Here is a 26,612-nt window from a genome sequence, read left to right on the forward strand (position 1 = left end):
TCATTTGTTAACCATTCCCAAGCACATAATAAAAAGATCGTCATACACTTATTTTATTTTCTGATGCATGACGATTGCTTTAATTAAATGTAAAGGAAATATAATTACTCTACTCTTTGACCGGATACTTCCGACCATTCTTCACAATCTTCTCCTCAATAATCTCCTTCACATCCATATCAAGATCTGAACAGAGCATCAGCGAATAGATAAGAATATCAGCGATTTCCTCACGAATGTTTTCTTCGTTTGCTTTGAGTGCTTCTTCGCTGCTTTTCCATTGGAAGTCTTCTAACAGCTCGGCTGCTTCAATTGAAATGGAGATGGCGAGATCCTTTGGGTTGTGGTATTGTCTCCAGTTGCGTGCGTCTCTAAATTCATTAATCGTGCTAATTAAATCTTTGATTTCGCTCATTTTTTCCTTCTCCTTTTTAACTCTAGCAATCTATTTCTTAATTTTACATCCGTTGCGTAAATGTAAAGACCGTTGATGCCTCGTTTCATGAGGACGTTGATCGAGTTTAGAATAATCTCTTCCTTTATTTTTTTTATTTTCTCGGCAGACATGTCGTCTCGTGTGGTGTATGCGCCTGTATCTTTATATTTTGCAGTGTCGATGAAAAGCTCATCCTTTTCACTATCATAGCTGACAGAAGGTCCTAGAATGACGCCAACATAATTTAGGTCAAAGCCTTGAACAGTATAGATTGAACCCACCTCTTTAATAGAATCTGCATTTTCTGCCCAAGTCCATTTGTCATTTGTAGAATTCCATGGCATATTAATGCCTTCCTCATCGACCATGTAAGTAGCACCATCTTTTTTATGGATATAATCAAAGGTCGAGACAATACGTGATAGACCTACTTCATTATTCTTTTTCTCAATTGCAGCTTTAAAGTCGGCATGGTCCTCAAAGATTTTGAGCTGGAAGGTATCATTATTTTCTTGCGGCAGAGGGAGCAATTGTTTTGAGACAAAATGGTTAATCCACTTTAGTGTGTCTGGATTTGCATTCATTCTCATTTGCTCCGTGAGCTTTACTGTTTTCGCATGATATTGATTGGTGATCTCCTCAAGCAACCTTTCATTCCAATAGCTTTTAATTTTTAACACTTGTTTAGGGTCGAAGATGACAATAGTGATTCTACTGCGTTTAATGATTTCCTCTAGCTGATTTTGATAGTGGAAATTATTGTATCTATCCTTTTTGGTTAAAAGCAGATGAGCCTCATCTACTAATACAATATCAGCTGTTTCCCCTGTTTTTGACATTTGATTTATAAAGGAGGTAGGCTTCATTAAGTTTTTTTTCTTTAAATTTGGCAAGCTGTTTGCGATGCTTTTATAAGTCTTCAGCATTTCACCATGGTTCACAAGTAAGTAATTGTTCTTGTTTTTTAAATGTGAATTTTCATCTTTAGATAAATCCTGAATCGTGTTAAATAGAGAGCTCAGTAAGACACTTTTCCCTGTTCCGGCATCTCCTTCTATAGAAATGACATGGTTACCTGGTTTTTCAATATGCGCCTTGCAAAAATCAAGAATTTCATTTTTGATCTCCACCTGCTGGGGAGAGAGCTCTTTATACGGAGATAGTTTGTAAATATCTTTATTTCTGAGGTTTTCAAGGGTGTCGCTGACAACATTCTCTTTCCGAAGCTGATTCCAAATTTCCTCAAAAAGATGTTCGTTATAAAATTCTTTTTGATAATAATGATGCATTTCTCTCGATCGTGTCTGACTGACATTTTGCAATTGGTAGTGATTTTCGGCAATAAAGTAATTAATAAGATTTGTCTCAATATTGTAGGAAGCTGACTGATGAAATCTTTCATGACCAATGAAAATGGTTCGCGTTAAACTTATTCGCTTCTTGTCTCTCAAATGATTTTTCAATCGTCGTGCAGCCTGCACAGTCTGCCCAATATATGCAGTCGGCTTCTTTTTTTCGTTATAAAGAATGTATACAATCGGATTGTTATCTAATTGAGATGCCTTTAACGCAAGAATTTGTTCTGTATTAAAATCTCTTTTTTCAAACACAAGTTCACTCATATGACTAGCCCCTGTTATGTCTTTTTTACTGTCATCGTATCATAAATTTAACAGATGATCTCAGAGTTTATGAATCAATCATGAATTTTCACTAAAATGAAATGTTCTAAAATCTAATAATTTTAATGTGTGATCTAGTTAATTATTCAATATTTAAACAAATGTGTCGAAAAAAAGAAAAGAGACTGATCAATCAGTTTAGGGATTTTGTACAGATACCAGTTGGATCAATTGAGGACAATAACCGAATGATGTTGTAAAAATAGGAGGAAATTATGGGGAAGATAAATGTAAAGTCTGTATTAAGGGCATGGCACTTAGTTGAGGCTTTATCACCAAGCGGAGTCAATGGTATAGGAGATGAATTGGGGAGAAGCCATTTTTTAGATGGTCAACAACGAAAGAAAACAGAACAAGTTCTTTTTTCTGAAAGGCCTTGGGAGAGGCATCAGTTGAAGGACTCTGAAAAAAATTTTATTCAATTTCGTTACTATTTAGGTTGCTTTGAGCAACATAAACTTGTTAGCTATCTACGTGATCTATTCCAAAATAATGAAGAAATGATTAATAGAGATCAGAAAATGTTATTTAGCATGTCTTTTTTAGTTGACCATACAGGCAAGTATGTAAAGGATTCTGCATTTGTACCTGTACTTATGTATGTGATGAAATTAATAAACGAACATCTTGAAGTGGCATATGATGATTTGATGACTACATTTCGAGATCAGTTGAGATTATTTGAGGAACAGGTTGATGCCATCTTTGTAAATGGAGTAACAGAAAAAGCCCTTAAGAAAGTACTTGAAGTATATGAACGGTATTTTTTACGAATAGATAATATGGCGCTTCATTATTTTGAGAAAGAAATTTTGAAGGTTGGACAAGATGGACGGGTAAATAATTTTCATAGCTTTTTCTTAGAGGACTTAGGAGATATTATCTCACAAGGAGAAAATGAAACACTACGGCAATTAATTGAAGGGGTAGATAATAGAACGAACATTGATGAAAATAGAGTTTTAATTGAAGATGTGTTGCAGCCTAAAAATGTACCTAACGGCAGGTGGCCGTCACCTGTTGAACATAGATTATCCTTAATGCAGCAAGTAGCTGTAAATCAAATTATAAATAACAATCAAAAGATAAGCTCTGTGAATGGCCCGCCAGGAACAGGGAAAACGACACTGTTAAAAGATATTTTTGCAAATCTCATGGTTGAAAAAGCAGAAAAAATGGCTTGTTTTGAAAACCCAGAAAAAGCTCTGAAAAAAATAAAGAAATTAGTTTTAGATGGCTATCATTATACTATTTATGAAATTGATAAATCTATTAATCAGTATTCTATGGTAGTGGCTTCAAGCAATAATGGAGCAGTTGAAAATATCTCAAAAGACCTTCCTAAAAAGAAGGAAATTATACGTAAAGTTACAGATGAAAATGTATTTTCTTCTTATGAAAAAGCATATGCATTAGAAGCAGAGGAATTATCGATGTTTCCTTTTGCGGCAAAGGCTCTTCTCGGTGAAGAGACAGATGCTTGGGGACTATTCTCAGCATCTTTAGGAAAGTCGGAAAATATATCTCACTATTACAAAAAACTTTATTATAGAAATAATAACGAATCTGAACTATCATTCATTGAGCAATTAGAACGAGAAAATAAAAAAATAAGCTTAACAGATTGGAAGAATGCAGTAACAGATTTCCAACAAACATTGAAATCAGTTAAACAAAAGAAAGCAGAACTACAATCGTTATGCGAAATTTTTAAAAAATATAGGGATATAAATAATCAGTTATTGTTACTAGAGGCAGAACAAGAAAAGTTAGTATTAAAGACAGCTCATTATAAACAACAGAAACGGTTGTTAGAGAGAGAGTTTCAGACGCTTTCTAAACCAACTTTTTTTCAAAGATTATTTCATACAAAAAGAAACAAATTATTACAGATGGAAGATCAACTGCAAAAAATAACTATGAAAATAAAAAATGAAGAAAAGGAATGGGATCTTTTGCAGATGAGATCGAATCAAATAAGGATGGAGTTAAAGAAATATAGGGATTCTATCAACAATAAATGCAAAAATCAGGGGTTAGTAATACCCGATGATAATTATTGGACCAATTCTCAAAGTGCATACGAATATAGGCAATTACATACACCTTGGCTAACTGATGAATTGAATTTTGAAAGAGGGCTTCTTTTTTTAAAGGGAATGAAAGTCCACAAATTGTTTTTAATATTTAATTATAAAGCAATAAAATCAAGTTTGCGTTTGTTAAATTATCGAAGTAAGTTAGATTTAAATCAGACTGAGCACAGAATGTGGTTACAACATATGTGGGGTGTAATCCATTTAATCACACCCGTAATAAGTACAACCTTTGCCAGTGTTCGAACAATGTATAAAGGAGTTGGACGTGATTTTATTCGTTACTTATTTATAGATGAAGCGGGACAAGCTACTCCGCAACAAGCGGCAGGTGCATTATGGAGGTCTCAAAAAGTTGTCGTTGTTGGTGATCCAATCCAGATTGAACCAGTTGTCACCATTGATCGAACAATATTAGGAGATATAAAAAAATTTTATGGTATTGAAGATCGGTTTATTGAAATAGGGAGTTCTGTACAATCACTGGCGGATGTGGCGAATCCATTTGGAATGTATAACAATAAAGGACAGTGGATAGGGACACCTTTATGGGTTCATAGGAGATGCTTAAATCCAATGTTTACAATCGCTAATCAAATTGCTTATGATAATAAAATGGTTTTAGCGATAAAAAAACAAGGGAAAAGCGAATGGTTTGACTGTAAGGGAGTAGCGGTTAATAAGCAGTTTGTAAAAGAGCAGGCAGATTTAGTTGCTGAAGAGATTTATCAAAAATGGGAAAATACATTAAATGCTCCTGATTTATATGTTATTACTCCCTTTACAGCAGTGAAAGATGGTCTCAAAAAAACAATTAAAAAGCGATTGGCAGAATTAAATGTACCAAAGAAAATAGTAAATGATTGGACTCGAAGCTCAATAGGAACTACCCATACCTTTCAAGGAAAAGAAACCGACACTGTTTACTTTGTAGTGGGGACAGATCAAAATAGTGATGGAGCGGCAAATTGGTCGTGCTCAAAGCCTAATTTAATTAATGTTGCAGTTACAAGGGCAAAAAAAGAGTTTTATATTGTTGGGGATTATGATCGTTTATCAAAAAAACAAAATTATAAATCGATTGCTGAGAATGTAGACCAAGTCATAAGACCTAACACTAATAGAAGTACTTTTCATGTTTGATAGTGAGCCTCTCAAAACCTTATTTTGAGAGGCTTTTTGTTGATTTATATTCGATTGTAAAAAAGGGCCCAAAGAATATAATCCCTGAACCCACACCCCTCACTTCATATACCGATACTCCCGCAAACTCTCTAAAATCGCAACTTCCTGCAGCAATTCCTCACCCACATTCGTTTCCTTCACTTTCTTCCGCTCAAGCTCTTTATCCACTAATCGTTTGACCGTTAAGACGTCGGTGCCGGTGCTTAGGACTTCTGCCTTGGAGTTGAAGTGTTTATGGGCGACGAGCTGCATGCCGTAGGAGTTGTATAGCAGCGTGTAGCCGGCGATGCCTGTTGTGGATTGGTAGGCTTTGGAGAAGCCGCCGTCGATGACGATCATTTTTCCGTTTGCTTTGATTGGGTCTTCTCCTTCGATTTCTTTTACTGGTGTATGGCCGTTGATGATATGGCCATGATCTGGATTGAGGCCGAATTCTGCCAGGATGTTTCGGCAGGTTGCCTCGTCCTCACGTAAATAGTAATACGGGTTTTTCTTTTCTTTATGCGTTTCCTTTTCTTTGATGAAATACCGCTCAAATGTCGTCATGGCGCGTTTTCCGAAGAGGGAAGAGTACTCGCCTGTCCATAAATACCAAGCCATATCTGTCGCCAGGTCATCGGTTTCTTCTGGGTGGGCAACCGCTTCCCGTAAGAACCGCTCAAATACATCGAGCAGCTCACGGCCCGCATACGGTTTATCCTCAATCATCATCGTTTCCATATTGCCGTTTTCATCGACAGGAATACAGCCGTGAATCAACAGGTTGCCGTTATATTTTAAATAAAGGCTGCCTTTTTTCATCATAAAATTCATATGGCGGCCCAGCTTTTCGGAATGCTGGACAGAGAATAGCAGCTTGTCTATGACTTCTGCTTCTTCTTCTAATAGCTGATCTGGCTGTTTGGGGTTAATTGTCGCAAAGCAGGTGTTTTCCAGCTGATATGTTTTTCCGTTCAGCGTGATTTCATTTTTGTCATAATCAATTTTTTCCAGTAACAGCCGTTCCTCCATATTAAAGTTCGGCCGTCTCTTGATAATCGGGCTCTCAAGCTTGAATTGGATCATGGCAATGGCTTGATGGATTTTTGTGATTTGCTTAATCTCTTCTTCCGGTCTGTTTTCGTCTGCTTTTGGACGGAACGCTGGATTATCATCGTAATATTTTTCGGCCAGATTCATCAGCGGTCTTAAATTGATGCCGTACACGTCTTCAATAATGTCCAGGTTGTCATAGCGGGCACAGATGCGGATAATATTGGCCAGGCACACTTTGGAACCGGCATAGGCGCCGATCCAAAGGACATCGTGATTTCCCCACTGAATATCGACAGAATGGTAGTTGATCAGCTCCTCCATAATCCTGTCCGGCTGCGGTCCGCGGTCATAAATATCGCCGACCACATGCAGATGGTCGACCACCAGCCGCTGAACGCTGTACGCAAGGCCGGTGATCAGCTTATCAGCTTGGCCAAGTTCAATGATCTGATCAATGATTTCGGAGTAATATTGCTCCTTGTTGCCAGCTTGTTCTGTTTTGTATAACAGCTCCTCCGTAATATAAGCAAACTGGGCAGGCAGTGCTTTACGCAGTTTGGAGCGGGTATACTTCGAGGAGCAATAAGAAACAAGCCTAATCATTCGGTTAATCGTTTCTTTATACCACTCGTTTAACGCTTCTTTCGCATCAAAATCATGTTTGATTAACTTCAATTTGTCCTCCGGATAATAGACCAATGCTGCTAACTCGTCAATTTCTCTATCGTAAATGACACCGCTGAAAATGTCGCGTATCTTCTCTTTGACTCGTCCCGAACCATTACGCAGCACGTGCTGGAATGCCTGATACTCCCCGTGCAAATCACTGACAAAATGCTCGGTGCCTTTTGGCAGGTTGAGTATCGCTTTCAAATTAATGATTTCCGTTACCACTTTTTCTTCACAATCGTATTTTTGTGCGAGTAGATCTAAGTACTTGCTTTCCAAAACCGTCCATCCCCTTTTTAGAATAAACCCCTATTTATGAGCATGTGCATATCAGGTTAATTTAAAAGTATGTCATTATTTTTCATCATTGGACCCTTATACGATAGTAACGCATAACTCCTTTTAGAGACAATGAAAATGAGGGAAAGAGGGTGGCGAAATGAGTGAGGATAAAATGAAACACAAAAAAACCAGATTCAATACAAATCTGGTTTCTTATAGTCGTTCAAAAGGAAACTATTGTTGTTTTTCTTTCACCATCTTTATAAAGAGAAAGAAGATAATGAATACGATAAAGTAATTCATTGGATTCTTAAAGATGCTCATATTGAGTGAGAGCTGTAATAAAATCCATAGGGCAAATATGGCCAGTATTGAAGGAATGATGATTTTGTACATTTCGATCACCTTCTATCGTTAGTAAAAATGAGGGAGTGATCCCCTTTTAAAAGCAAGATGCAGCAGCCCCTGTCATTGCACCGCCAACAGCGCCAGTAATTGCACCAACGGCACCAGCACCTACAGTTCCAATGCCGGGTATCGTGACTGTTCCTACAGCAGCGCCAGCAAGGCCCAGAGTACCGCCGCCAGTTATCGCACCGCCGCCAGTACCTAGAATACATTTTCCAACCGATTGGGTGCTGACTGTACCGCTGGTTTGTCCAGGTTCTTGGCTTACTAATTTGACCAAAACGCCATGATCGATTTTATCGTATTGTAGCGTAACAGGATCACCATTTTTGTCAGTTGAGCTTTTAGGGAGAATTTGTTCTTCGCCCGTTACGTGATCTTTTAGTGTAGCATTTCCATCAGCGTCAATATGAACATCTGCATGATCGAACGTCATCTTCAGCACACTATCGTTGAGGTTTTCAACTTTGTATGTGGCTTGGGATTCTGCGGCACCCGCAGCATTAGGCAAAACCGGGAGGGCTAGGGCACCTACTAGGAATACCAGGGCTGCCAGTTTTACTGCGGTTAGCTTTATTATGTGCATAATTATCCTCCTCCTTTGGTTGCCATACTAACAGAGACGTTTCGCCTGTTAAACCCTTATATGATAAAATATAAAAAATTCTCTGAATTTCATTACATTGAACCACCAAGATACGTATTTTCCCTTCAAAAATCATGGATAATCGGTGGGCCTTTTTTTCTATTTAACCAAATAATATCTTTTAATCTAATAAGGTGAGGAAATACAGTTTATTAGTAACGTAAATAGGTAATATATTGACGCTAAAATCTCTTTAATGATATAATTTGGAAATAAAATATAGGAGGATAGCGTGGATGTTTAGAAAACCAAGAGTCTTCATAACGGCGGTTGTCTTAGCTATAAGCAGTTTAGCTGCCACAACTGTATATGCTCAATCCGGTTACTTTAATACATATACAACTTATACACCTTTATCAAAATCAGGGTATTTTACTGCGATGCAGGGAATGTGTGTGGATCGCAACAATAACGCTATTTATGCAGCAAAACTTAACAATGCAACTCAAAAAACTCAATTATTCTCTATTAAAATGAGCAGTACATCGAGTAATAGAACTGTTACACTCCTTAAAAATTCCGATACTAATAGTACCAGTTATGATCTGGGGCACGCCAATGATTTAGCTGTAAAAGCATCTGCGGGTGATAAAAACGTCAGCATTTATGTTGCTCCAATGTCAGACGGAACCAAGTATGTCAATAAAATAATAAAGCTCAGTGTAGATACAACAAAGAAAACATACAAAGTTGCCAAAACTTACGTTCTGAATTATAAAGGTTCTAATTTATCTGTAAGTGGCATTACATATTCAGTCGGAACAGATAAATTTATCGTTAGATCAGGAAAAAGGTTTTTTGTTGGTACATTTAATGATAAAACTGGACGATTTGACTATGAGGCTACTTTTAAACTCAATTACACGAAAGCTATAGTTAATAATGTTACAACCGATGTTTCCAAGTATATTCAGCAAGGGATTTCCTTCTATCAAGGAACCTTATATGTGCCGCTTTCAAAACCAGACGCAAATGGAAATGCCTCTAATGTTAGCATTATATTAACGTATCCTTTGGATATAAATAGTTTGATTAAAGAACAAAAAACAACTCAAGCTGCTGACTTTTCGAAAGAATTGTTTACCCGTAACAATTTATCTTTCCGGATTACCAGTGGTGCCTATACACTTTTCGAGATAGAATCTGTTGATTTCGATGACGGCACGTTATACTTTAATACGAATCGCGGAAACAGAGGAACACAAGAAGATATGATAGCGACATTTAATAATTATAATTACTATAAGTAAATGACTTAGTTTTTAATATCTATGTATTTTTTTGGTGCAAGAGGTATGCCTCTTGCACCATTTTTATAACAAAAAACTATTCGCCTGCACCACAAACTGTGACTGCTCATAATGATAAGAGATTTTCGAGAAATCAAACGGCTGCCCATTTGTCAGGTGAAAAATACTCTCTATATAAAGCTTCGGAAGTCCAGCCTCCAGCCCCAAATAATTCGCTTCCTCCTCATTAAGCTGACCCACGTGAAGAAACAAATCAGAAAAGCCAATCTTCAGTCCCAATCCTTCCCGGATGTAATGAAAGATTGAGTGAGACACAATTTCCTTGTTCAAGTACGTCACGATGGATTTGTTGTAATAGGATTCTTCGAAGCATAGGGTTTGGCCGTTGATATAGCGGACCCTTTTGACATAGTAGACGTCTTCATCAAGTCCGAGGTTGAGATTTTCTGCCGCTTCCGGTGTTGGCTTTCTCACGTCCAGCTCAATGACTTTTGAGGTGACATTGAAATCTTCGAGGTCTTTTTTAAATCCTTGATTCGACAGGAGGCTGATGTAGCCTTTTCGTTTATGCTTTCGGACGAAAATGCCGCTTCCTCTGAGCTGAAAGATCGCGCCTTTTTGTTCTAGTAGATCCAGAGACTTTGTGATTGTGCTTTTGCTGACCTCAAACTGGGCCATGAGGGTTTCTAGCACTGGCAGCTTATCTCCCTGTTTAAGCTCGTGTTCTTCTATATACTTTTCGATCTCCGCTGCGATTTGCTGGTACTTTAACATACGCATTCCTCATTCATTCGTTTAGTTTCACTTGTCAAAATTATAGCATAAACCGCTTACAGAAATGATAAAGGTATAAATACTTTGTTAGAGTATTGATAAATTATACCGGTACAATTATAATGAAAGCGTAACCAAAACAAAGGGGTGGGTGAAAATGTCGGGGAAAGTGAGAGATTATACGAGACTAGCAAAAGACATTTTGGAGGCGGTAGGCGGGGAAGAGAATGTGATAGGGGCTTCTCGCTGCGCAACCAGGCTTCGCTTGGTGCTAAAGCGGTCTAAGCCGCAAGCGAAAGATATCGTTAAATCCATGCCCGGCGTGATTACGGTCGTGGAGAACAGCGGGCAATTTCAGATTGTTATTGGACAGCATGTAGGGGACGTTTTCGAAGCGTTTTCGAAGCTGGTCAATATTGATCTGACTGGTGACCAGAGCGAAAATAAAGGAACGATCCTGAACCGTGTTATCGCGACCATGTCAGCTGTATTTGCGCCATTTGTGTACATTTTGGCTGCGGCCGGTATTTTGCAAGGTGCATTAATTCTCATTAATTTATTGTTTGATGGCTTTGAGAAAACGGGAACTTATCAGGTTTTTAGTTTCATATCATGGGCGCCGTTTACGTTTTTGCCTATTTTTATCGCGATTACGGCATCAAAGCATTTTAAAACCAACATGTATATTGCTGTGGCGTGCTGTGCCGCGTTAGTCAGCCCGACATGGGCGGAGATGGCGACTCAAATCGCAGACGGAAAGAGCATTTCCTTCTTAGGGATTGCTTTATCGCAAACGACATACACGTCTTCCGTGCTGCCGCCATTATTTCTAGTGTGGATTTTGTCTTACCTAGAACGATTCTTGAATAAGAGAATGAACGAAGTGATCAGACCGTTATTTGTTCCTTTCCTATGTATGGTCATTATGGTGCCAGTAACAATTGTCCTCATTGGCCCTGTGACAACATTGGGCGCAAATGGAATTGCAAACGGTTACAACTTCTTGGCGGAAAACGTGCCGGCTTTGGCTGGAGCCATCATCGGCGCATTCTGGCAGGTCATCGTGATCTTTGGTGTACATTGGGGCATTACGCCTATGGTATTGGCGAACTATGATCTATACGGACGGGATTCATTCCAGGCGTATCAAACGATTGCGGTGGTTGCACAGGTTGGCGCAGTGCTTGGCGTTATCTTAAAGGCGAGAAATAAGGAAACGAGAAAAGTCAGTGTGTCAGCTGGGGTAACCGGACTGTTTGGCATTACTGAGCCGGCGATCTACGGTGTGACCTTGAGATTTAAGAAGCCGTTTATCTTTGGATGTATTTCCGGTGCGGTTGGTGCCATCACGGCCAGTTTCTTTAATCCGTATTACTTTGCATATGCCGGACTTCCGGGACCTCTGACGATCGTGAATGGCATCAATGAACAATTCCCGACGTCCATCTGGGGTATTTTAATCGGTGCTGCGATTGCGGTGATTCTTCCTGTTGTGCTGATTCAGGTCTTTGGCTATGGTGAAGATACAGCTGCACAGCCGGAAAAGGAAAGTCTTCAAACGGCACAGGCAAATGAAGAAACCGTATATGCTCCGTTTAGCGGCAAGATCATTCCGCTTTCTAAGGTGCCTGATGAGGTATTCAGCTCAGGTGCCATGGGACAAGGCTTGGCGATCGAGCCATCCGATAATAAGCTCTATGCTCCGTTTGACGGAACCGTCGTCATGGTTGCGCCTACAAAGCACGCGATCGGTCTGCGTTCAACCTCTGGCGTCGAATTGCTTGTGCACATCGGGCTGGATACAGTGACGTTAGACGGAACTCCTTTTGCCTTAAAGATGAAAGAGGGAGATACAGTCAAAAAAGGCGAGGTGCTTGCCGAATTTGATAAAGCACTCATTGAACAGAAAGGGTTAACAACGATTACCCCAGTCATCATCACGAATTCACATGCGTATCAGGAAATTCTCATCGAGGATCTTGAAGTAAGTGCGTTAGATCAAAAATTATTTACAGTCGTAAGCTAGGGAGGAATATAATATGGAAAAAATGCCGAAGGATTTCTTATGGGGCGGCGCTTTAGCTGCCCACCAATTTGAAGGAGGATGGAATCAGGGCGGTAAAGGGCCAAGTGTCGTCGATGTGATGACAGCGGGTGCGCACGGCGTACCGAGAAAAATCACGGAGTCCATTGAAGAGAACGAATTTTATCCAAACCATGAAGCCATTGATTTTTATCACAGATACAAGGAAGATATCGCTTTGTTTGCGGAAATGGGATTAAAATGCTTGCGGACGTCCATCGGCTGGAGCCGGATTTTCCCGAAAGGCGATGAGGCTGAACCGAACGAAGAAGGCTTGCAGTTCTACGATAATGTATTTGATGAATTGCTGAAGCATGGAATCGAGCCGGTGATTACCCTGTCTCATTTTGAACTGCCGCTGCATCTTGCAAGAGAATACGGCGGCTTCAGAAATCGAAAAGTCGCAGACTTTTTCGTCAAATTTGCTGAGGTTTGCTTCAACCGATATCAAGATAAAGTGAAGTATTGGATGACGTTTAACGAGATCAACAACCAGATGGATGTGAACAACCCTCTGTTCCTATGGACGAACTCAGGAGTTGTGGTCGGAGAAAATGAAAATGCCAAGGAAGTCATGTACCAAACGGCGCACCATGAGTTACTTGCAAGCGCATTGGCAGTGGCAAAAGGAAAGGAAATCAACCCTGAGTTCCAAATTGGGGCCATGGTGTCACATGTGCCGATTTATCCTTACTCCTCTAATCCGGAAGATGTGATGCTTGCTGAAGAAGAAATGAGACAGCGCTATTTCTTCCCGGATGTGCAGGTTCGCGGTTATTATCCAAAGTATGCGTTAAAAGAGTTTGAAAGAGAAGGATACAATATCACGTTCGAAGATGGCGATGACGAGATTTTGAGAAATGGGACAGTCGATTATTTGGGCTTCAGTTATTATATGTCGACAACTGTGAAAAGCGATGTCGAAAATGACAATACGGGAGATGTCGTAAACGGCGGATTGCCGAATAGTGTTGAAAATCCGTACATCACATCCAGTGACTGGGGCTGGGCGATTGATCCGACTGGTTTAAGATACACATTAAATCGTCTCTATGATCGATACCAAATTCCATTATTCATCGTTGAAAACGGCTTTGGGGCGGTTGATACGCTTGAAGAGGACGGTACCATCCATGATCCGGAACGTATTCAATATTTGAAATCACATATTGAAGCACTGGAAAAAGCGGTTATTTATGACGGTGTAGATTTAATCGGCTACACGCCGTGGGGCATTATTGATATCGTTTCCTTTACAACAGGCGAAATGAAAAAACGTTACGGCATGATCTATGTTGATCGTGACAACGAAGGAAACGGATCCATGAAGCGGTATAAGAAGGATTCATTTGAGTGGTACAAAAACGTCATTCAAACGAATGGTGAGGAATTATAAAGCAGATGGCCCGAATCGAGCACTTAACCGAAGTGCCTGGTTCGGGTTTTTGATGTGCAAAAAAAGCCGCTATACTGCAGCTCGAGCAGCATAGCGGCTTTTCATATTAGTTACGGATAAGGTAATCAAACGCGCCTAAAGCGGCAGTTGCTCCTGACCCCATTGAAATAATGATTTGGTTGTAAGGGCCGTCTGTGCAGTCGCCGGCAGCGAACAAGCCTGGGACGCTTGTAGCGCCATGTTTGTCGACTACGATTTCGCCGATGCGGTTGCGTTCAACGGTTTCGTCTAACCATTCAGTGTTTGGCACGAGACCGATTTGGACGAATACACCTTGGAGTTCAACGTGTTTTTCTTCGCCTGTTTCACGGTCTACGTATGTGATGCCGTTTACGCTCTGATCGCCTGTGATTTCTTTTGTTTGTGCATTTTTGAGTACAGTGACGTTTGGCAGGCTGTAGAGACGTTTTTGCAAGACTTCGTCTGCCTTCAGTTCCGGCGCGAACTCTAGCACAGTGACGTGATTGACAATACCTGCAAGATCAATCGCTGCTTCGATACCAGAGTTTCCGCCGCCGATAACGGCTACGTCTTTGCCTTCAAACAATGGGCCATCACAGTGCGGGCAGTATGCGACACCTTTGTTTTTGAACTCTTGTTCACCAGGTACGTTGACATTGCGCCAGCGGGCACCTGTTGAAAGGATGACTGTTTTACTTTTCAGGACAGCACCGTTTTCGAGTTCAAGTTCGAACAGATCTTTTTTCTCAAGTCGTTTTGCGCGCTGAAGGTTCATGACATCAATATCATATTCCTTCACGTGCTCTTCAAGACTTGCAGCAAGCTTCGGTCCTTCAGTTGCTTTTACGCTGATGAAGTTTTCGATGCTCAGTGTGTCGAGAACCTGTCCGCCGAAGCGTTCAGCGACAATACCTGTGCGGATTCCTTTACGCGCCGTATAAATGGCTGCACTTGCGCCGGCAGGTCCGCCGCCGACAACAAGAACGTCGTAAGGATCTTTGTCAGCGAACTCAGATGCATCTGCGCCGCTGCCCATTTTCGCAAGAATCTCTTCGAGGGTCATACGGCCGCTTCCGAAGGATTCGCCGTTTAGATAAACCGTTGGCACTGCCATAATGTTTTTGCTTTCAACTTCTGATTTGTATGCCGCACCGTCAATCATGGTGTGAGTGATGTTCGGGTTCAGCACGCTCATCATGTTTAAAGCTTGTACAACATCAGGACAGTTGTGGCATGTCAGGCTGATATAAGATTCAAAGTGGTATTCACCGCTGATCTTTTTCACCTGATCAATGACTTTTTGATCTACCTTAGGCGGTCTGCCGCTCACTTGCAGCAATGCCAACACTAATGAAGTGAATTCGTGTCCAAGAGGAATACCGGCGAAAGTGACGCCAGTGTCTTCTCCGACGCGGTTCACACTGAAGCTTGGCGTTCTGTTCAATTCAGCTTTTTCAACAGTGATTTTAGATGACATGGAGGCCAGCTCATCAACGAGAGCCAGCATGTCCTTAGAAGTGTCATCATCACCTGCACTCACTTTGAGAACAATGTCGTTCTCAATTAGCTGCATGTATTGATTTAATTGTGCTTTGATATTTGGATCAAGTACCAATTGAATGCACTCCTTAGATTTTACCTACTAGATCAAGGCTAGGTGTAAGCGTTTCGCCGCCTTCTTCCCATTTAGCCGGGCAAACTTCACCTGGATTTTGACGAACGTATTGTGCTGCTTTTACTTTGCTGATCAGGTTGCTTGCGTCACGGCCGATACCGCCTGCATTGATTTCAACAGTTTGGATCACGCCATCTGGATCGATGATGAATGTTCCGCGGTCAGCAAGACCAGTTTCTTCGTCAAGCACATCGAAGTTGCGAGAGATCGTTTGAGATGGGTCACCGATCATTGCGTAAGTGATTTTGCCGATTTTTTCAGAGCTGTCATGCCAGCCTTTGTGTACGAAGTGAGTATCTGTAGAGATAGAGTACACTTCAACACCTAATTCTTTAAGTGCAGCGTATTGGTTTTGAAGATCTTCAAGCTCAGTTGGGCATACGAAAGAGAAATCTGCTGGGTAGAAGCAGAATACGCTCCATTGACCTTTTAGAGATTCGTTTGTTACATCGATGAATTCACCGTTTTTGAATGCTTTTGCTTCGAATGGTTGTACTTCTTTACCGATTAAAGACATAATGTTATTCCTCCTAAAAATGGTTTAGAAAGCAATAGTGCTTTCAATAATAATTCTAATTATATATGAATTATTAATTAATATATATTTTTTGTCAAGACAAAACCCCTTAATTATTTTCTCTTTTTCCTCTCATCTTGAAGGAAAGTGCTGGTGTGATCAGCATAAATTGCACTTTGACCCATATTAAATTTTATATGTTTGATTCTCAATTAGTTGTGATATGTGAGTTTATCCTATAAAAAAAGCTGACAGCTGGTATAAAAGCTCCAGCTGTCAGCTTTATCTATTAGTTTGCATCAGACCAATTGGTATGGAAAACGCCATCCATATCTGTCCGCTCGTACGTGTGGGCGCCGAAATAATCGCGCTGCGCCTGTAATAGGCTGGCGTTGGAACGCCCTGTACGGTAGCCGTCGTAGTAAGAGAGCGCGGTGCTTAAGCATGGGAACGCGCTGCCGGCGCTGATTCCCTCGCAAACGACTTTTCGCATTCCTGTCTGATAGGCTTTCATTTTTTCTGAAAAATAAGGTGCAATCAGCAGGTTTGAGAGCTCTGGCTGCTCTTGGAATGCCTCGCTGATGACATTTAGGAAATCCGCGCGGATGATGCAGCCGCCGCGGAAAATCAAAGCGATGTCTTTCAGCGGCAGGTTCCATCCGTAAAGCTCAGATGACATTTTATATTGAGCAAAGCCTTGTGCGTAGGCGCAAACTTTTCCCATGTATAAGGCTTGTCTGACGTATTCAATCCAGAGGTCCTTATCGTAATGTTTTTCCTCTGTTTTCGGACCGGCTAACAATGGTTCAGCCGCCATACGTTCTTCTTTTAAGGACGACAGGTAGCGGGCGAACAAGGACTCGGTGATAATAGCGGATGGAATGCCGTTATCAATGGCTTGCATGCTTGTCCATTTTCCTGTGCCTTTCTGGCCGGTTTTATCAAGAATGACATCGATCAGCGGCTGACCTGTATGTTCGTCCTTTTTCCGTAAAATCTCCGCTGTAATCTCTATTAAATAGCTTTTCAGCTCACCTTGATTCCATGTTTCAAAGATGCTGGCGATTTCTTCGAGCGGCAGACGAAGCGTTTCTCTAAGAAATGTATAGGCTTCTGCAATCAGCTGCATATCTGCATACTCAATCCCGTTGTGCACCATTTTTGTAAAGTGCCCTGCCCCTTTTGGCCCGATGTAGACACAGCAAGGGTCTTCTCCGACTTGCGCTGCGATTTTGGTCAGGATCGGAGCGGCTTTTTCATAGACGTCTCGATCTCCGCCCGGCATGATGGAAGGCCCTTGTAATGCGCCGACTTCCCCGCCGGAAATGCCGATTCCTAAGTAGCCGATTCCTTTTTCCTTCAGCTCGTCATATCTTCTTTCTGTGTCTTCGTAGTGGGAGTTGCCTCCGTCCATAATGACGTCTCCTTCTTCAAGCAAAGGCATTAACGAATGGATGACGGAATCGACTGGTTTTCCCGCTGTGACCATCAGAAAGATTTTTCTTGGTGTTTCTAGTGATTGAACAAAATCTTGAAGCTCGTAGTACGGGCTTAACGATTGTCCATCCAGCTTTTTCACAAGCTGGTCCGTTAAATCCCTGGTGTAATTATAGACGGCGACTTTTTCGCCTTTATTTGCCATGTTTAAGGCGATATTGCTTCCCATTACGCCTAAGCCTATGACACCAATTGTATTGAACATGTGTTACATCTCCTTCAATAATTTCATACAACTAAACTTAACAATAAAATAAATCCTAGTCCAGCAACGGAGATAATTGTTTCCAGTAAGGTCCATGTGGAAAATGTTTCTTTCATGCTTAATCCAAAATATTCCTTGAACATCCAGAAGCCGGCATCGTTGACGTGTGAAGCGATGACGCTTCCCGCGCCAGTTGCGAGCACCACTAATGCAAGGTTGGCATCGGACTGTCCCAGCAATGGAATGACGAGCCCCGTCGTGCTTAATGCGGCAACGGTTGCTGATCCTAAGGAGATGCGCAGGATCGCTGCAATGAGCCATGCCAGCAGAATCGGTGATAATGCCGTTTCTTTGAATAAATCTGCTACGTAGTCGCCGACACCGCCGTTGATTAACACTTGTTTAAAGGCGCCGCCTCCCCCGATGATCAACAGCATCATGCCAATTTGCGAGATGGCTGTAGAACAAGAGTCCATGACGGTTTTGATTGGAATGTTGCGTGCGATTCCCATTGTGTAAACAGCAACGAGCAGTGAGATGATCATGGCAGTCGATGCATTTCCGATTAAACGGATGAAAGCCAGGAAACTGTTATCCGCAAATCCTATTGTTTCCTGAAGCAAATCAATGATGGTAGCGATCGACATGATGATAATCGGAAGCATTGCTGTAAATACACTGATTCCAAAGCCTGGTGTTTCTTCAAGCTTGAATGTTTTTTGTGTACCGAGTGACGATATATTTCCGTTTTTCGCAAATGATGCAGGAACGATTTTTTTCGCCAACTTTGTAAATATTGGCCCTGCAATCAGCACTGTCGGAACAGCAACAATGAAGCCGTACAGCAACACTTCACCGATGTTTGCGCCGTATTCCCCGGCAATCGCTGTTGGTCCCGGGTGCGGCGGCAGGAAACCGTGTGTGACGGATAATGCTGCGACCATCGGAATACCGAGATATAAAATAGAAATCTTCAATTCTCTTGAAATCGCAAATACAATCGGGATTAAGAGAACCAATCCTACCTCAAAGAACAACGCGATTCCGATAATAAATGAAGCAATCACAACAGCCCACTGTATATTTTTCTCGCCGAATTTGTTGACGAGCGTCATTGCTATACGCTGTGCGCCGCCTGAATCAGCAATCAGCTTGCCCAGCATCGCACCGAGTCCGAAGATGAGTGCGATGTGGCCAAGTGTCCCCCCTATACCTTCTTCAATGGAACTGACAACTTTATCAAACGGCATCCCAAGTGCCAGTGCCACGCCGAATGATACGATCAGTAATGAGATAAATGTGTTTAATTTTAAGCCCATAATCAAAATCAGTAAAGCTAGGATCCCAAGTGCAACAATGATTAACGGCATGGTAATGCCCTCCCCTTCATGTCATGTGCTATTTGTGTGTAATTAGGCTTCTTTGATAATTTGCAATTTGGGTATATTGATTTTCTAATGATCTTGATAGATTAATGAAAATCGGCATTAATGTTCTATATTCTTTGGCCGAATCTTCAATTGGCGTATGTCTGTACGTGCTGCCGACCATGTCGGACACGGCATCGAACGAATCGATTGTCCCTGTCGCATACAGGCCTAAAATGCAGGCGCCGAGACATGAACTTTCATAGCTTTCCGGAACGACAACCTCTGATTCAAAGATATCCGACATCATTTGCCGCCAAACCTCTGATCTTGCAAAGCCGCCAGTCGCTTGAATTCGGGTGACCGGTCCGTCCATGCATTCTGTTAGCGCCAGGAACACAGTGTACAGATTGTAAATGACCCCTTCTAATGCTGCACGTATCATATGTTCTTTTTTATGTGACATGGTCAGGCCGAAAAATGAGCCCCGTACATCCGAGTTCCATAACGGAGCGCGTTCCCCGGCGAGATACGGATGGAACAGCAGGCCGTCAGAACCCGGTCTGACGCGTTCAGCAATCTTTGTCAGCACGTCATACGGGTCAATTCCCAGTCTTGTCGCTGTTTCGATTTCTGATGAAGCAAATTCATCTCTGATCCAGCGAAGAACGATGCCCCCATTGTTCACCGGACCGCCGATGACCCAATGCTTGTCCGTTAACGCGTAGCAGAAAATTCTCCCCTTTTCGTCGGTTTGCGGCTGGTCGATAATGGTTCGGATAGCGCCGCTCGTACCGATCGTAACGGCGATTTCTCCTTTTTTAATGGCATTCACACCGAGATTGGACAGTACGCCGTCGCTTGCGCCGATGACAAAAGGTGTGTCCGGATTGATTCCCATCTGTATTGCTAATTTCGGGCTGCAGTGCTGAAAGATCTCGGTTGTCGGCACGAGTTTGGATAAGTGATCCGGCGTAATGCCTGCGATCGTCAGTGCTTCCTCGTCCCAATCCAAGCTTTTCAGGTTCATCATCCCTGTCGCTGATGCCAATGAGTAATCGATTACATACTCATTAAATAGCTGTTTGAAAATGTACTCTTTGATGCCGATATATTTTTTGGCTTTAGAAGCAATTTCTTTTCGTTCGTTTGTGATCCATGTAATTTTGCTTAACGGTGACATCGGATGAATGGGTGTTCCTGTTCGTTTGTAAACCTCATGCCCATTGAGCTCATCTTTAATCTTATGCGCCCAGCCTTCGCTTCGGTTATCTGCCCACGTGATGCATGGCGTCAGCGGCTGATCATTTTCGTCCATGGCAATGACGCTGTGCATGGCGCTGCTGAAGGAAATAAATGAGATTTGTTTATCCGGGTGCTGTTTCGTGATTTTTGCTGTTGTATGGATGACAGCCTGAAAAATCTCTTCCGGATTTTGTTCAGCTGTTGAGATGTCCGGTGTATGGAGCGGGTAGCCGATGCTTTCTTTCTGTACCACTTCTCCGTTCTCAGTGAATAATACAGCTTTTGTGCTGGTCGTACCGATATCGATTCCTAACATATAACTAGTCATTTTGGTGTTCAGCTCCTTTTGCCAGCATTTGTTGTGAGAGCCAGAGGTCCTCTACTTTTTCTTGCACATCGTCAAAATTCTGGTGCAGAGACTGAACCATCAGCGCCCTGTCCTTTGTTTTGATCGCTTGAATATATAGCTCATGGTTGTCCAGAATCCTTGAGAAATCTTCGTACTTTTCCTTTAACCGTACCCGCATTGATAAAAGAATAAAGCTTTCCATTACGGGTTTTAGATTGTTCCAGATCATCTGAATGTATGAGTGATCAATGGCGCGGATAATCGTTTCATGGAATAACACATCCTGAAATGAAAACTCGTCCGCGTCCTCGTATTTGATGGAGACTTTCATGATTTCTAGAATCTTGCTGAGATCTTTGACTAAAGGCTCAACGTCGATTTTGACAAGCCGTTCAAAGACAAACGTTTCTAATAATAAACGCACGTCATATATTTCTGCGATTTCCTTTTCAGTTAACCCAATCACAACCGCTCCCATTCGTTCTAAACGGATGATTTTTTCGGAAGCCAGTATTTTTAACGCTTCGCGAACCGGCGAACGGCTTACGGAAAACTCAGCCGCGATTGTATTTTCTGATAGAATGGTACCGCTTTCAATCATGCCTGAAATAATTCGCATTCTCAGCTCGCAAGCAACGCGAACGCCGGTTGACGCTTTTGAAAGCCATTTTGCGGGATATAACAGGTCCTTGGAATCTAGCATACGCTCACCTTCTTCACTAAGGAGTATACTTGTATACAAGTATGATAACGTGAATGTTTTATTAATGCAAACACTTTCATTTCTAATTTTTAATAAAATTTTTCCTTGTAAATTGGTATATATCGCCAAAAGTAATTATGGTAAATTGAAGAAAAGACACTATAAATCATCACTTTTTGAAAGAGGCGATTGGATGAAAATCATTATTGCACCAGATTCTTTTAAGGAAAGCTTATCAGCGTTGGAGGCGGCTCATGCCATAGAAAGAGGCTTCAAAACAGTTTTCCCGAATGCTGAATATCGGAAGCTGCCGATGGCGGACGGCGGTGAGGGAACGGTACAGTCATTAATCGATGCCACAGGCGGAATCATAAAAGAGCAGATGGTTACGGGTCCGCTCGGGGAACCGGTAAAAGCGTTTTTTGGCCTAATGGGAGACGGAAAAACGGCTGTGATTGAGATGGCTGCCGCATCGGGATTGCACCTTGTGCCCGCAGAGAAGAGAAATCCGTTTGCCACATCTACTAGAGGAACGGGAGAATTAATCGGAGCCGCTCTTGATGCGGGTGCGGAGCATTTGATCATCGGAATCGGCGGAAGCGCCACAAACGATGGCGGAGCCGGGATGGTTCAGGCGCTGGGCGGGAGGCTTCTTGATGAATCAGGCCATGAAATTGGACCCGGAGGCGGTGCGCTTTCTCAGCTTTCTTCAATAGATTTGGCAGGACTTGATCCCAGATTACGAAATGTAAAAATCGAAGTCGCCTGCGACGTGGATAACCCGTTAACAGGGCCAAAAGGGGCTTCCGCTGTTTTCGGTCCTCAAAAAGGCGCCACGCCTGACATGGTGCGTATCCTTGACCAGAATCTGTACCGCTTTGCGGATGTGGCAGAGAAAACGCTTGAAACAAGCTTCAGGGAAACAGAGGGCGCCGGTGCAGCAGGCGGTCTCGGATGGAGTCTTCTTGCTTTTCTCCGTGCTGATTTGAAGAGAGGCATTGACATCGTCCTCGATGCGGTCCAGTTTGAAAGCGAGGTTCAGGATGCAGATCTTGTGATTACCGGCGAAGGGCGGATTGACAGCCAGACAGTTTACGGGAAGACGCCGATTGGCGTGGCCAAAGCGGCTAAGGCATACGATGTGCCTGTCATTGGACTTGCGGGATCCGTTTCGCGAGACAGTGATGCGGTCTATGCACACGGGATGGATGCCCTTTTTAGCATCGTGCCGGGAGCCGTGCCCCTTGCAGACGCACTTGGGCATGCAGCCGAGAATATGGAAAGAACGGCAAGAAACATTGCGGCATCCTTAAAACTGGCGAAAACGATGTATCTGATATAATGCCGGGGCAAGCACATGCCCGTGCATATTCACCCTCCTTTCTGGGTACAGACAGGTAACAAGCACAACCTAGAAGGAGGACGCAGACATGACTGTACAAGAAATCAAAGGCAAAAAACTAGGTAAAGGCATCGCGCCGAATGTGAAACCCGAAGCCTTATTAAATGATAAACGAAAAGTATTTTTGTTTGGTTCTCCGAGTTACACAAACATCGGAGACCAAGCGATTGCGTATGCGGAAGAGAAATTTATTAAAAATCGTTTTCCGTACTATGAATATATTGAAATTATGGACTATGCGACGGATGAAGGCATCGAATTGGTGAAGGAAATCATCCGTGAAGACGATATTGTCTGCTTTACCGGCGGAGGAAATTTAGGCAATCTTTATCTCGATATTGAGGAGGACAGAAGGAAGGTCTTTGCAGCGTTTAAAAACTATAAATCCATTTCTCTTCCTCAATCCGTCTATTTTGAAGATACAGAGGACGGAAACAAAGAAAAGAAAAAAACACAGGATGCGTACCATCAAAATCCACATTTAACGATTGCCGCGCGGGAGACGCAGACGCTCGATGTTGTGAAAGAAACCTTCAATTCAAATGTGATCTTTACACCGGATATGGTGCTGTCTTTGGATATCGTACCGAAAGAGCTTGAACGGGACGGCGTTCTTTTTATTTTAAGAGCGGACAAGGAGAAGGTAACCGATGAAGATTTTATTTCACACATGATGAAATGGGCAGAAAAAACAACCTACGCGGAGCGTACAGACACGGTGCTTGATACGGTCGATATGATTGATTACGAGGATCGGGAAAAGCATTTTATGGAGATGCTTGACCGCATCGGTTCAAGTAAATTGGTCATTACCGACCGCCTTCACGCAATGATTTTCTCGATTATCACCAAAACACCATGCCTCGTCTTTGGAAATAGCTACGGCAAAGCGAAACATTCATACCGGGATTGGCTTGAAAGCTTAAACTTCATTGAATACACAGATAAAAATGATATTGAGGAATTAGAGCAAATGATTGACCGCCTGCTTCAAGCAGAGCCGAATGATGTTGATTTGTCTAAGGATTTTCAGCCGCTGGTTGATTTCTTTAGATCGTAATGGAGAAAAGCAGACTGGGAACAGTCTGCTTTTTTCTGTGCTAATGATCGTTTTCCAGACGCACAGTTTCATTCGTGATTCGTTCTCGCTGCGCCACTTTGTCGGAGATAATATCTTCCTTATTTTAAGCTATATTGACTCTCTACTTTATAAGCCAATGGAATTGATTACACTCGAAACATCAGAATGAACTTTATCAAATGAAAGGTGATCTTTCATTTTATCAGTGACACTATCTATTGCTTTTCCAGACATATGATGGTTGAGGATTTCTCGTTTTGTCTTTATAGCCTGCTCGGCATCTGTAATGTTTTCAAGGATCGAAGACAAATTCTTACGGTCTTCCTGGAATGCATAGCTTAATTGTTTTTTGATTGAATTCATTAACGCCAATTTTTGTTCTTGTCTCTTCCTCTCTTTGAACGCAGCCAATTGTTCAGGTGTCATTTCAGAGGTATTTACACCAGCATTTGAAAAAATCGAAGTGCTTGAATGCTGACTCGTCATTCTTTGCATAAAACGGTCAGCGTCTGTTGGTTTCTTATTCATAAAATCCATGTTTCTTTCTCTCCTTATGAAATCCCCATTCGACTGGCCGCTGCCAGATCTGCATCATGATACGCATGTCCCATATGTCCGAGATCATCTGCAATCATCTGTAGAAAGTGTTGCAGATTGAGCGCTGCATCTACTGCCTGATCATATTTTTCTTTTGAGTAAAAAAGGTGGTGCGGTTTGTTCATTTTGATCTTATTGATCAGATCATCGACATCGGAAACTGATAATTCATCATAGGCGCCAAAACCAACCATTCGTGCATGCATATTCCTGACATCCTCAATTGTATCCTTTACTTTGTCATCGATTCTTTCAATCTGGCGTATCATTTTTGACCATTCCGTTTCGGCAATATGCTTCAACTGAGTACTTGTATTCATTAATACATGTGATTTGATCAGAATCGAAACACCTGTATTGGCCTTTACATTCGTTGATTTCATTTGCTTAAGCATCGCTAATGCAAAGTCAGGGTTGTTCTTTAAAACATCATCCACAGTTTGGACAGAGCCATCTGAATGGAAGCTGTATCGATCCAAGCCGTGACTTCCCATCAAGGCTTCAGCAAATAGTGTAATATCAAGAGATTGATTACCATAATGTTTAAGTCCAAGGCCCAGCATTTTCACTTCATCAGGGAGGCTATTATTCTGTACACCACTCGGCAAAGCTTCGTCATACATCACTTTTACTTTGCCTACTTCAGCAGCATCCCGATTCAGCAAGGATAATCCATCATTTAAATTAATATATTCTGTTAAACGGCTGCGAAACTCTCCCTTTAACGCTCGGGCTTTTACATCCTCAGGCAGGTTTTTATATATGTTAGGATTCTCGAAAGTGACACCGCGTTCTATAAAGTCATTCATCACTACGACATAGCCTGCATTAGAACCGCCTAATGAGTGACCCGTTACTTGAATGTCAGCATTTTTAAAACTTTGATGTATTGTTTTTGCATATTGATCTGCCTGAATGGCCTGATTATCTGTTCCATCATCAAACGGCTTTTTGCCAACTAGATAACTAGTATCCATGTGAAGCCAATCTTGGATGATTTCATTTGCATATTCAGAGAAACCTGTTACTGAGTCAAAAGAAGACCCATCTTCATCAGCTGGGATATTGATCCCTTTTTTCTCAAGTTCTTTAATGAGCTCTTCTCTTTTTCCACGCTGGTTTGTTTCCTTAATCGTTTCTTTTAATTGGTTAGTGCTGATAGGTTCTGATCCGCGGTATGCGATGATGGCGTTTTGGATTTTTTCTTTGTCTTTTCCATTGTTTGAAATTGTATAATCTCTTTCATTAACAAGAGTTAAAGCATCAAGACCCTTTTCAGTTTTTTTATAATCAACAACATACAGCTTTTGGCCGTTGCTAATTTTTATTGTTTGACCAATGTGGTATTTTTTAAGGTTATATGCTGAACTGGAAATTTCATTATAATCTTCATCACTAATTTTTAAAGTGTTTTTTCTTATAGCCATTTCGATATTCCCCCAAACTTTACCTATCTTGTATAATAAAATAAAAAAGGATGAAATACCATGATAAATACCAAAAAAATACTGATTGTAGGGGTAGTTTTATTAATCTCACTAACATGTGCTTTTTATATTAATCATCAACTAAATAAACCAGAAAAACCGGAGGTCACAGGAGGTAAAAAAAATATGAATAATAAAGAAAAAAGCGAACAAGAAAAAGCAGAAGCATACGTTGAGGAAATGAAGCCAAAAATAGAAGAAGAGTTAAGAAAAGAGGATATTCATCATTTTATAAAGTCTGTGACTTTTGAAGATAAAGTTAATATAAACCCGATGGGAAGAATTGTAGTAAATGGTTATATAAATGACAACCCAGAGAAATTCGATTTTTCCGCAGATTTGATATACGAGTCCAATAAAGTTGATGGGATAAGTTATTCCCAAGATGTCTCAGACCGTTTCAGAGATTGGAGCGAATATAGCAAAGAGGTAAAAGATAAATATATCAAAACCGCTTACCCTGATAAAAAAGATCGTGAACAATATTTAAAAGACATAGGGGAAATGAAATAATCTATGAAAAA

The 26,612-nt window shown here is 41.5% G+C and carries 21 protein-coding genes; 7 read left to right on the forward strand and 14 right to left on the reverse strand.

Annotation, left to right across the window (positions count from 1 at the left end):
* Positions 1-109: 109 nt before the first annotated feature.
* Both NST16_RS18635 and NST16_RS18640 read right to left on the reverse strand, forming a co-directional pair.
* Positions 110-415: a nucleotide pyrophosphohydrolase gene (locus NST16_RS18635; protein WP_326218706.1), complete on the reverse strand. Its 306-nt coding sequence runs from the start codon at positions 413-415 to the stop codon at positions 110-112.
* Positions 412-2,058, reverse strand: a complete 1,647-nt coding sequence (locus NST16_RS18640; RefSeq protein WP_340887924.1) for a DUF2075 domain-containing protein — start codon at positions 2,056-2,058, stop codon at positions 412-414. The genes NST16_RS18635 and NST16_RS18640 overlap by 4 nt, the downstream gene beginning before the upstream one ends.
* 275 nt (positions 2,059-2,333) lie before the next feature.
* On the opposite strand from NST16_RS18640, the gene NST16_RS18645 reads away from it, so the two are divergent.
* The gene (locus NST16_RS18645) at positions 2,334-5,357 is read left to right on the forward strand and encodes a DEAD/DEAH box helicase (RefSeq protein WP_340887925.1); all 3,024 of its coding nucleotides are present in this window, start codon (positions 2,334-2,336) and stop codon (positions 5,355-5,357) included.
* Between the two features lie 99 nt (positions 5,358-5,456).
* Here the strand turns inward: NST16_RS18645 and fbp are convergent, their stop codons facing one another.
* The 3 genes from fbp to NST16_RS18660 form a co-directional block, all read right to left on the reverse strand.
* Positions 5,457-7,382, reverse strand: a complete 1,926-nt coding sequence (gene fbp / locus NST16_RS18650; RefSeq protein ID WP_340887927.1) for a fructose-1,6-bisphosphatase — start codon at positions 7,380-7,382, stop codon at positions 5,457-5,459.
* Positions 7,383-7,619: 237 nt separating this feature from the next.
* Positions 7,620-7,781, reverse strand: coding sequence for a hypothetical protein (locus NST16_RS18655; RefSeq protein WP_101859670.1), 162 nt, complete (start codon positions 7,779-7,781; stop codon positions 7,620-7,622).
* A gap of 46 nt (positions 7,782-7,827) precedes the next feature.
* Positions 7,828-8,379, reverse strand: a complete 552-nt coding sequence (locus NST16_RS18660; RefSeq protein ID WP_411802409.1) for a Pathogenicity island protein — start codon at positions 8,377-8,379, stop codon at positions 7,828-7,830.
* A 296-nt stretch (positions 8,380-8,675) separates the two neighbouring features.
* Here NST16_RS18660 and NST16_RS18665 point away from each other — a divergent pair, with 296 nt between their 5' ends.
* Positions 8,676-9,689: a hypothetical protein gene (locus NST16_RS18665; protein ID WP_326226211.1), complete on the forward strand. Its 1,014-nt coding sequence runs from the start codon at positions 8,676-8,678 to the stop codon at positions 9,687-9,689.
* Positions 9,690-9,752: 63 nt separating this feature from the next.
* On the opposite strand, the gene NST16_RS18670 is transcribed toward NST16_RS18665, so the two are convergent.
* Entirely contained in the window at positions 9,753-10,463 is a 711-nt protein-coding gene (locus NST16_RS18670; RefSeq protein ID WP_340887933.1) for a GntR family transcriptional regulator, read from the reverse strand.
* Positions 10,464-10,620: 157 nt separating this feature from the next.
* Between NST16_RS18670 and NST16_RS18675 the strand changes: the two genes are divergently transcribed.
* Both NST16_RS18675 and bglA read left to right on the forward strand, forming a co-directional pair.
* Positions 10,621-12,489 (forward strand): beta-glucoside-specific PTS transporter subunit IIABC, encoded by a 1,869-nt coding sequence (locus NST16_RS18675; protein WP_340887935.1) that lies wholly within the window; start codon positions 10,621-10,623, stop codon positions 12,487-12,489.
* 13 nt (positions 12,490-12,502) lie between these two features.
* A complete protein-coding gene (gene bglA, locus NST16_RS18680; RefSeq protein ID WP_340887937.1) occupies positions 12,503-13,942 on the forward strand; it encodes a 6-phospho-beta-glucosidase BglA in 1,440 nt (479 codons plus the stop codon).
* Positions 13,943-14,048: 106 nt separating this feature from the next.
* On the opposite strand, the gene ahpF is transcribed toward bglA, so the two are convergent.
* The 6 genes from ahpF to gntR all read right to left on the reverse strand — a co-directional run bounded on the left by ahpF (position 14,049) and on the right by gntR (position 21,521).
* Complete coding sequence (gene ahpF, locus NST16_RS18685) at positions 14,049-15,578, reverse strand: alkyl hydroperoxide reductase subunit F (RefSeq protein WP_340887939.1); 1,530 nt, start codon at positions 15,576-15,578, stop codon at positions 14,049-14,051.
* A gap of 13 nt (positions 15,579-15,591) precedes the next feature.
* Positions 15,592-16,155, reverse strand: a complete 564-nt coding sequence (gene ahpC / locus NST16_RS18690; RefSeq protein WP_010332567.1) for an alkyl hydroperoxide reductase subunit C — start codon at positions 16,153-16,155, stop codon at positions 15,592-15,594.
* Between the two features lie 289 nt (positions 16,156-16,444).
* Entirely contained in the window at positions 16,445-17,857 is a 1,413-nt protein-coding gene (gene gnd, locus NST16_RS18695) for a decarboxylating NADP(+)-dependent phosphogluconate dehydrogenase (protein WP_340887941.1), read from the reverse strand.
* 23 nt (positions 17,858-17,880) lie between these two features.
* The gene (gene gntP, locus NST16_RS18700) at positions 17,881-19,227 is read right to left on the reverse strand and encodes a gluconate permease GntP (RefSeq protein WP_168749245.1); all 1,347 of its coding nucleotides are present in this window, start codon (positions 19,225-19,227) and stop codon (positions 17,881-17,883) included.
* A gap of 28 nt (positions 19,228-19,255) precedes the next feature.
* Positions 19,256-20,797: a gluconokinase gene (gene gntK, locus NST16_RS18705; protein ID WP_340887943.1), complete on the reverse strand. Its 1,542-nt coding sequence runs from the start codon at positions 20,795-20,797 to the stop codon at positions 19,256-19,258.
* Entirely contained in the window at positions 20,790-21,521 is a 732-nt protein-coding gene (gntR, locus tag NST16_RS18710; RefSeq protein WP_010332563.1) for a gluconate operon transcriptional repressor GntR, read from the reverse strand. The genes gntK and gntR overlap by 8 nt, the downstream gene beginning before the upstream one ends.
* Before the next feature lie 193 nt (positions 21,522-21,714).
* On the opposite strand from gntR, the gene NST16_RS18715 reads away from it, so the two are divergent.
* Both NST16_RS18715 and NST16_RS18720 read left to right on the forward strand, forming a co-directional pair.
* Positions 21,715-22,863 (forward strand): glycerate kinase, encoded by a 1,149-nt coding sequence (locus tag NST16_RS18715; RefSeq protein ID WP_340887947.1) that lies wholly within the window; start codon positions 21,715-21,717, stop codon positions 22,861-22,863.
* An 88-nt stretch (positions 22,864-22,951) separates the two neighbouring features.
* Entirely contained in the window at positions 22,952-23,983 is a 1,032-nt protein-coding gene (locus tag NST16_RS18720) for a polysaccharide pyruvyl transferase family protein (protein ID WP_340887950.1), read from the forward strand.
* Positions 23,984-24,130: 147 nt separating this feature from the next.
* Here the strand turns inward: NST16_RS18720 and NST16_RS18725 are convergent, their stop codons facing one another.
* Both NST16_RS18725 and NST16_RS18730 read right to left on the reverse strand, forming a co-directional pair.
* Complete coding sequence (locus tag NST16_RS18725) at positions 24,131-24,541, reverse strand: hypothetical protein (protein WP_010332560.1); 411 nt, start codon at positions 24,539-24,541, stop codon at positions 24,131-24,133.
* 14 nt (positions 24,542-24,555) lie between these two features.
* Positions 24,556-26,028: a lipase gene (locus NST16_RS18730; RefSeq protein WP_340887953.1), complete on the reverse strand. Its 1,473-nt coding sequence runs from the start codon at positions 26,026-26,028 to the stop codon at positions 24,556-24,558.
* A gap of 60 nt (positions 26,029-26,088) precedes the next feature.
* On the opposite strand from NST16_RS18730, the gene NST16_RS18735 reads away from it, so the two are divergent.
* On the forward strand, positions 26,089-26,601 hold the full coding sequence (locus NST16_RS18735) for a DUF1433 domain-containing protein (protein WP_326331793.1): 513 nt from the start codon (positions 26,089-26,091) through the stop codon (positions 26,599-26,601).
* Positions 26,602-26,612 lie beyond the last annotated feature (11 nt).

Origin of the sequence: Bacillus sp. FSL K6-1005, from assembly GCF_038000225.1 — a bacterium.
In the GTDB taxonomy this organism is placed as follows: Bacteria; Bacillota; Bacilli; order Bacillales; family Bacillaceae; genus Bacillus; species Bacillus mojavensis.

Coding starts and splice junctions, on each gene's coding strand:
- NST16_RS18635 (WP_326218706.1), bottom strand. CDS start 415: ATGAGCGAAATCAAAGATTTAATTAGCACGATTAATGAATTTAGAGAC.
- NST16_RS18640 (WP_340887924.1), bottom strand. CDS start 2,058: ATGAGTGAACTTGTGTTTGAAAAAAGAGATTTTAATACAGAACAAATT.
- NST16_RS18645 (WP_340887925.1), top strand. CDS start 2,334: ATGGGGAAGATAAATGTAAAGTCTGTATTAAGGGCATGGCACTTAGTT.
- NST16_RS18655 (WP_101859670.1), bottom strand. CDS start 7,781: ATGTACAAAATCATCATTCCTTCAATACTGGCCATATTTGCCCTATGG.
- NST16_RS18660 (WP_411802409.1), bottom strand. CDS start 8,379: ATGCACATAATAAAGCTAACCGCAGTAAAACTGGCAGCCCTGGTATTC.
- NST16_RS18665 (WP_326226211.1), top strand. CDS start 8,676: ATGTTTAGAAAACCAAGAGTCTTCATAACGGCGGTTGTCTTAGCTATA.
- NST16_RS18670 (WP_340887933.1), bottom strand. CDS start 10,463: ATGTTAAAGTACCAGCAAATCGCAGCGGAGATCGAAAAGTATATAGAA.
- NST16_RS18675 (WP_340887935.1), top strand. CDS start 10,621: ATGTCGGGGAAAGTGAGAGATTATACGAGACTAGCAAAAGACATTTTG.
- bglA (WP_340887937.1), top strand. CDS start 12,503: ATGGAAAAAATGCCGAAGGATTTCTTATGGGGCGGCGCTTTAGCTGCC.
- ahpC (WP_010332567.1), bottom strand. CDS start 16,155: ATGTCTTTAATCGGTAAAGAAGTACAACCATTCGAAGCAAAAGCATTC.
- gnd (WP_340887941.1), bottom strand. CDS start 17,857: ATGTTCAATACAATTGGTGTCATAGGCTTAGGCGTAATGGGAAGCAAT.
- gntP (WP_168749245.1), bottom strand. CDS start 19,227: ATGCCGTTAATCATTGTTGCACTTGGGATCCTAGCTTTACTGATTTTG.
- gntK (WP_340887943.1), bottom strand. CDS start 20,797: ATGACTAGTTATATGTTAGGAATCGATATCGGTACGACCAGCACAAAA.
- gntR (WP_010332563.1), bottom strand. CDS start 21,521: ATGCTAGATTCCAAGGACCTGTTATATCCCGCAAAATGGCTTTCAAAA.
- NST16_RS18715 (WP_340887947.1), top strand. CDS start 21,715: ATGAAAATCATTATTGCACCAGATTCTTTTAAGGAAAGCTTATCAGCG.
- NST16_RS18720 (WP_340887950.1), top strand. CDS start 22,952: ATGACTGTACAAGAAATCAAAGGCAAAAAACTAGGTAAAGGCATCGCG.
- NST16_RS18725 (WP_010332560.1), bottom strand. CDS start 24,541: ATGGATTTTATGAATAAGAAACCAACAGACGCTGACCGTTTTATGCAA.
- NST16_RS18730 (WP_340887953.1), bottom strand. CDS start 26,028: ATGGCTATAAGAAAAAACACTTTAAAAATTAGTGATGAAGATTATAAT.
- NST16_RS18735 (WP_326331793.1), top strand. CDS start 26,089: ATGATAAATACCAAAAAAATACTGATTGTAGGGGTAGTTTTATTAATC.